Below are 5,945 nucleotides of genomic sequence, written 5' to 3'. Positions count from 1 at the left end.
GTTCTATCATATAGCGCAGGGCGAAAACTTTTGGCTCTTATCATACTTTTAACCATTTACAAAACCGGGATGCTCCCGAGCCAGACCCTCTAAAAACTATCCTCAAAGATGAGGCTTTATACACTCCCTTAAGGCACGACTCCTGCGCTCCACCCACCGTCCATAATGAATGATTGACCTGTAATGAAACGTGCACCTTCAGAACAGAGATACATCACCGTACTGGCAATCTCTGCTGGTGTACCGATGCGACCGATCGGATGCAGGGTTTTGGCATACTCGATCGCTTGTTCGTTGCCTCCAAAACTCCGTTCAAAAGTCCCTGTCTCACCTACTGCACCTGGGCAGATTGCATTTACCCGAATCCCGTGTTTAGCAAATTCCAATGCCACGGATTTTGTTAGACCTAGAACTGCGTGCTTACTTGCACTGTAAATAGGAATCGTGGCAAAACCATTCACACCCGCAAAGGAAGAAGTATTCACGATGCTCTTGCAGAGCGGCTCTGCCAACGCTCCACTGCCATTTTTGAGCATGGCTGGTATCTGATATTTCATGCACAGCCAGACCCCTTTAACGTTGGTATTGATGACTTGCTCAAATTCTGCTTCAGTTTGCTCCATCAATGGCGCTGGCTTTTGCTCGACTCCGGCATTATTGAAAGCATAATCAAGTCGTCCGTAAGTGTTGACTGTGGTATTGATTAATGTCTGAACATCAGCCTCACTCGTGACATCCGTTTTGACAAAGATACCCTCTCCTCCGGCATCTCTGACTAATCGTAGAGTTTCCCAACCAGAATCCTCGCGACGATTAGCGATCGCAACTTTGGCTCCTGCTTTGGCAAATGCGATCGCTGTCGCTCGACCAATTCCAGACCCTCCACCTGTGATAATTACAACTTTTTCGGTAAATTGAGCCATGAATTTATCCTCAAAACTAACAAACTGACGCGCTCGCCTGAATTGGCTGACCAAACACTTGTTCTGCGATCTGTGGTTGAATAGACTGCAAATACTGAGTTGCAAATTCAGGGGGTAGAAATTCCAACATCAGGCGATTTTCTAACCAAAACTCGATCACATTAAAGGGTCCGCGATTGCAAAGGGCAACTTGCCAACCTTCACGCTTCCCGATTTGCTCAAGCTGTTCCTGAGAAGCCGGGACAGAAATTGCGGCATGGGTGGCGACAAAAACCGATGAATTCGGAATTTGGATAACTTTGCTAGGTTCCGTGTCAGAAGCTGGAACCATTACGCACTCCAAAGGAAATACTTCAATTCCTGTGCCGTAGTTGTCAAAGGGAAACACGACATAACTACCGGGATAGGGAAACTTAAAGACCTTTCCGTGCCAAATTTCTGCCAGTACACTCGCAACGTGAAGTGGGTTTTCAGCAGAAATAGAAATGTGGTGAATCATCAGAATAACTCCATTGATTAATGATATTTGGGGTGGTTATTTACGAGGCACAATCCATTAACTTTTAGATGTTTCTTGGCTATCAGGAAAAACGAAATATTTTCTCAAGTTTTCTGGTTGTGTAAACGCCATGTATTGAGCGCTCATTTCTGGAGGGAGCAGCTCTAGCAACATTCTGTTTTCTATCCAAAACATAAGATAGTCGAAGCCGAACTCAGGGCGTTGTAGAAGCCAACCCTCACGAGCCGCAATTTGCTCAATTTGTTCGGCACTAATGGGTACCGATATAAAGGCATGAGTTGCTGTGAACTTTGAAGTAGCTGGATTTTGTAAATAAGCTCGTAGCTCCTCATTATTACCGGGCGCGACTTCTATTCCCAAAGGATAAACTTCAATTTCTGTCCCATATTCATCAAAAGTAAAAACGATATAGCCGCCTGGACTGAAAGGATGGGGTGTCGGTTGCCCTTGCAAGATTTCCGCCAGAACTTGTGCAACGTGCTGGGGGTTTTCAGCAGCAATAGAAAGGTGATGAATCATCAGAGTAACTCCATTAATCAATTGATGTGAACAAACGGGATGAAGCGATTCTCGGCGGCTCCCCAGTTAGCATAAAATTGGTGAAGCTTTCCCCCGCAGTACAGCTAAATCTTCCTCATCCAGTTCTGCTGGTGTTCCACTGCGAATCAGTTCAGCAAACTCTTCGTTTGGTACCATAATCGTTAGGGTATACAAGCGACTTCCCCCGGTGTTTTCAAGTATATGAGTGCCAGTTGGACGCACCAAAAGACTATCGCCTTCCCGAATCGATATCGTCTTGCCATCACAAGTCGCCCGTCCTTCCCCTCTGAGGACAAAAAACATTTCTGTCGCATACATATGGCGGTTTGGAGGTGTCTTTCCGCCGACATCAAATATTTCGACACAGCAGGTGAATGAGACATCATCTCTGAGCGGATCAAATGCGATAGCTAATTTATTACTGGAATCAGAACTAATCCGATAAGCTTGGTATTCTTGGGGAGACTTGGCAATGGGAATCATGCAACGCTCGGTCAAGATCATCAGTAGTTTTCTCCTGGTTTCATCATGCCAACTTTTTTATCAACATGGCGATCGCTACATCTAAACTGAATATTCGCCAGTAGCTTTTTGCTTTGCAGGATTGGTTGATGTTTTGTGTTTGAAAAGGTTTGTACAGGAAGTCATCGATATCACTTCGCCTTGTTCGTTTCGCTTCACTTGATAAGTAATACCGCGATAAATTAGTTCATATTCAGTTGGTTTTACAGGAGGTTGTCTAACAGCAGTTGGCTCAACCCGATAGGTCTGTCCTCGATAAATCAATTCATAAGCTGATTCAAAAGTGGGCTTAGCTGGACGATGGGCGTTGATGTTAGCTGGATCGTAATTGATGGTGGTGCCGCGATAGATGAGTTTCATGATTTTTCTCCTGATTCGTTTTGTGTTGGGGTTAAGTAATGCGCTTAACTGTCCTTATCGTAGATATTCTGCTGGAGAGAAACATCTGAAAAACGTCTTGACTCACCTATTAACTAAAGAGAGCAATCCTTGTTAACTTTTGGTGATAGAGTAAGTAGATATACTTAAGACCTTTGTAGGATTGGCGATTATCTACGGACACTTCGTGAGCGCCTTTGTCTTGCAAACAAAAGCGAGATCGAAGGATTCCCTCGATCGCATCTGATGAATGAGAGTTAATTCGGTTAACGAGCAATCTGTGCTTCGCAACGTAGACGCTCAAGAGCGCTATCAGCAAAAAACTGCTGCGTTATTCGTTCGTAGTGCTTGCAGAGATTTGATCGCTCAAGCAGATAATCAACGATTGGGCTTTCAAAGCGGGGCTGCAAAAAATTACCAATGTAGCCATAGGCAGTCGCATCTAACGAAGTGGGTTGGTCTCCCATAAAAAACGGTTTGTCTGCCAAAAAGTCTGAGAGAGCTTGAAAATCAGCACAGATAATCTGACTGATTTCCTCATGAGCGTGACGACCGATGCCATGACTGTGCATCTGAGAGATCACCGTTTTACGAAACTCTTCAGCAAACGGTTCTGATACTTCTAGTGGGGTCTCAGGGAAGAGCGCACCCGCTACCACTGCTCGAAAGCGTTGCCAGTTTTCTTCTATGCCGTAGCGAACTTCGGCTGCTCCCCAGAGGATGTTCTCTTTGATCATGCGGCGGAACGCTAGAGCGATCGCTCGCTCAACGGGAGTCAAACCAGCATCGAGATCGATCCCTTCTGTTTGCTTGAACATCTCGATGATTAAGAAGGCATCACCAATCAGTTTTCCCTGATAGTCTATAAAGGGAATTTTACCCTTGGGGGCAAGCTCAAAACTTTGTGCTGTGATAATGACCTTTTTGTAGGGCAGGTTTGCCATCCGGAGCCAAGTTTCAAGCTCTAGAGAGGGTGGGCTGATGCTAGGTAGTTCCTGAAAGGATGGTGCAGTGTATAAGGTAATCATTTTTTCAAACTCCTTCATGTTATTGAAACGGGTTGATGATGTTTCGTAACTCGATCGGTAAGGCTTCAATGACTAACTAGCGATCGCGTCTTATTGCTTTGTCGCTCTTGCTCGGAAATATGCCCTGCACCTTTAATCAAATCGGCTGCTTTTTCGCCAATCATAATGGTGGGCGCATTCGTATTTCCCGTGGTAATACTTGGCATAATCGATGCATCCACAACCCGTAACTTATCAACCCCATGTACCCGCAGTTCAGGGTCTACGACTGCCATTGGATCGGTTCCCATCTTGCAAGTGCCGACCGGATGCCAGACTGTATCTGCCACGTTCCGAACATAAGCTTGGAGTGCTTCATCGCTGGTCACATCCACACCGGGAGCCACTTCTTCACCTCGAAACTCATTGAATAGATCGGTATTGAATAACTTACGGATGATTCTCAATCCCAGCACCAACTTTTGCACATCAGACTCATGCTGGAGATAGTTCATCCGAATACAAGGTGATTCGTTGGGATTGGTCGATCTCAGAGTGACGCTGCCGCGATTCTGGGGGCGAGTCAAACAGGCTCCGGTGCCAAATCCCGGCCCTTCGTTCGGATACCCAGGAGGAACCCACAGCACTGGATCTGAGAAAAATTGTAAATTTGGCGCAGCATCTAGATTACCTTCAGTATGCAAAAACATTCCAGCTTCTGCGATATTGCTCGTTAGCGCAGGTTGCAGATATTGAGTGGCTCGATGTGTCAGTGGAACATTGATGTGATCTTGAAGGTTCTGACCTACACCGGGTAAATCAGCAACAATAGGAATGTTGAGCGATCGTAAGTATTCTGCATTGCCAATTCCAGAGAGCATCAGCAGTTTAGGAGAATCAAACGCACCCGCTGACAGAATCACTTCCCGATCAACATGAACTTGATGCAGCATTCCTTCGTGTAGATACTCTACTCCAACCGTGCGCGTTCCCTCAAACAATAGCCGAGTCACTAAGGTACCCGTTTGCACGGTTAAATTAGGGCGATCAAGAATCGGCACTAGAAATGCTGCTGCTGCACTGTGTCTCTTTCCATCTTTGACCGTTAATTGATATAGTCCTGCGCCTTCTTGTTGTACGCCATTGAAATCGGGATTGCGAGCGTAGCCTAGTTGCTCTGCTGCTTCGACAAATCGCTGTGAGGTGACGGCAGGCCCTAGAGGATCGGTAACGCTCAAGACTCCATCAACACCATGAAATTCGGACACGCCTCGCTGCTGGTTTTCTGATTTCTTGAAGTAGGGCAATACATCATCGTAACTCCAGCCTGGATTGCCGAGTGATTGCCAATGGTCGAAATCGTGGCGATTGCCTCGAATGTAGATCATCGCATTGATTACACTGGTGCCACCGACAACTTTGCCGCGTGGATGAAAAATTTTGCGCCCATTGAGATACGGTTCTGGTTCTGTGAAATATGCCCAGTCCACTTCAGTTCCCAATAAGCTTGTCCAGCTTACAGGAGTTTGAATTTCTGGTTTAGTTGCTGGATTGCCCGCTTCGAGCAACAGCACAGAGGTTTCAGTATCTTCGGTAAGACGATTGGCAACCACACAGCCTGCTGAGCCTGCACCAATCACAATGTAATCGTATCGAGTCATAACATTCTCCTTTTCGCTATCTGTAATGCACTTTGAAGCGAGCGAATATTTTTTGCCAGTTCTTAAAGCGATCGCCGAATCAGATTCACTTATGATTTAGCAATGAACGAGAGTTACTTGGCTTAATGATTGGCTATTGAAAAACTGCTGAGTCATTCGCTCATAGTGTTGGCAGAGGTTCGAGCGCTGGAGAACATAGTCAACAATTGGGCTTGTGTAGGGTGCCTTAATGACATTACCGACGTAGGCATAAGCCGTTGCATCTAACGAAGTGGGTTGATCTCCCATAAAAAACGGTTTATCTGCCAGAAAGTCTGATACCATTTTTTTAAAGATGTGATAGAGATAAAGAATGTAAAATCCAAGACCATCCGGTGAGAAAACAAATGACGCG

At 45.7% G+C, this 5,945-nt stretch carries 8 protein-coding genes; all 8 read right to left on the bottom strand.

Translation table 11 applies throughout. The features are described from left to right. Positions 1 to 128: 128 nt before the first annotated feature. Positions 129 to 923, bottom strand: a complete 795-nt coding sequence (locus tag QUA53_RS28400; protein WP_333101120.1) for an SDR family oxidoreductase — start codon at positions 921 to 923, stop codon at positions 129 to 131. A 16-nt stretch (positions 924 to 939) separates the two neighbouring features. Further along, positions 940 to 1,422 (bottom strand): hypothetical protein, encoded by a 483-nt coding sequence (locus QUA53_RS28395; protein ID WP_333101122.1) that lies wholly within the window; start codon positions 1,420 to 1,422, stop codon positions 940 to 942. A 57-nt stretch (positions 1,423 to 1,479) separates the two neighbouring features. Then, positions 1,480 to 1,962, bottom strand: coding sequence for a hypothetical protein (locus QUA53_RS28390; protein ID WP_333101123.1), 483 nt, complete (start codon positions 1,960 to 1,962; stop codon positions 1,480 to 1,482). A gap of 66 nt (positions 1,963 to 2,028) precedes the next feature. Continuing rightward, positions 2,029 to 2,487, bottom strand: a complete 459-nt coding sequence (locus QUA53_RS28385) for a cupin domain-containing protein (protein ID WP_333101124.1) — start codon at positions 2,485 to 2,487, stop codon at positions 2,029 to 2,031. Between the two features lie 60 nt (positions 2,488 to 2,547). Beyond that, the gene (locus tag QUA53_RS28380; RefSeq protein ID WP_333101125.1) at positions 2,548 to 2,865 is read right to left on the bottom strand and encodes a DUF4278 domain-containing protein; all 318 of its coding nucleotides are present in this window, start codon (positions 2,863 to 2,865) and stop codon (positions 2,548 to 2,550) included. Between the two features lie 284 nt (positions 2,866 to 3,149). Next, positions 3,150 to 3,929: a glutathione S-transferase C-terminal domain-containing protein gene (locus QUA53_RS28375; protein WP_333101127.1), complete on the bottom strand. Its 780-nt coding sequence runs from the start codon at positions 3,927 to 3,929 to the stop codon at positions 3,150 to 3,152. Between the two features lie 47 nt (positions 3,930 to 3,976). After that, a complete protein-coding gene (locus QUA53_RS28370) occupies positions 3,977 to 5,551 on the bottom strand; it encodes a GMC family oxidoreductase N-terminal domain-containing protein (protein WP_333101128.1) in 1,575 nt (524 codons plus the stop codon). 96 nt (positions 5,552 to 5,647) lie between these two features. After that, on the bottom strand, positions 5,648 to 5,945 hold a 298-nt coding region (locus QUA53_RS28365; RefSeq protein WP_333101129.1), incomplete at its 5' end, for a glutathione S-transferase C-terminal domain-containing protein.

The organism is Microcoleus sp. Pol12B3, from assembly GCF_036701355.1.
Classification (GTDB): Bacteria; Cyanobacteriota; Cyanobacteriia; order Cyanobacteriales; family Microcoleaceae; genus Microcoleus.
This window is presented reverse-complemented; position numbering and strand designations above follow the sequence as displayed.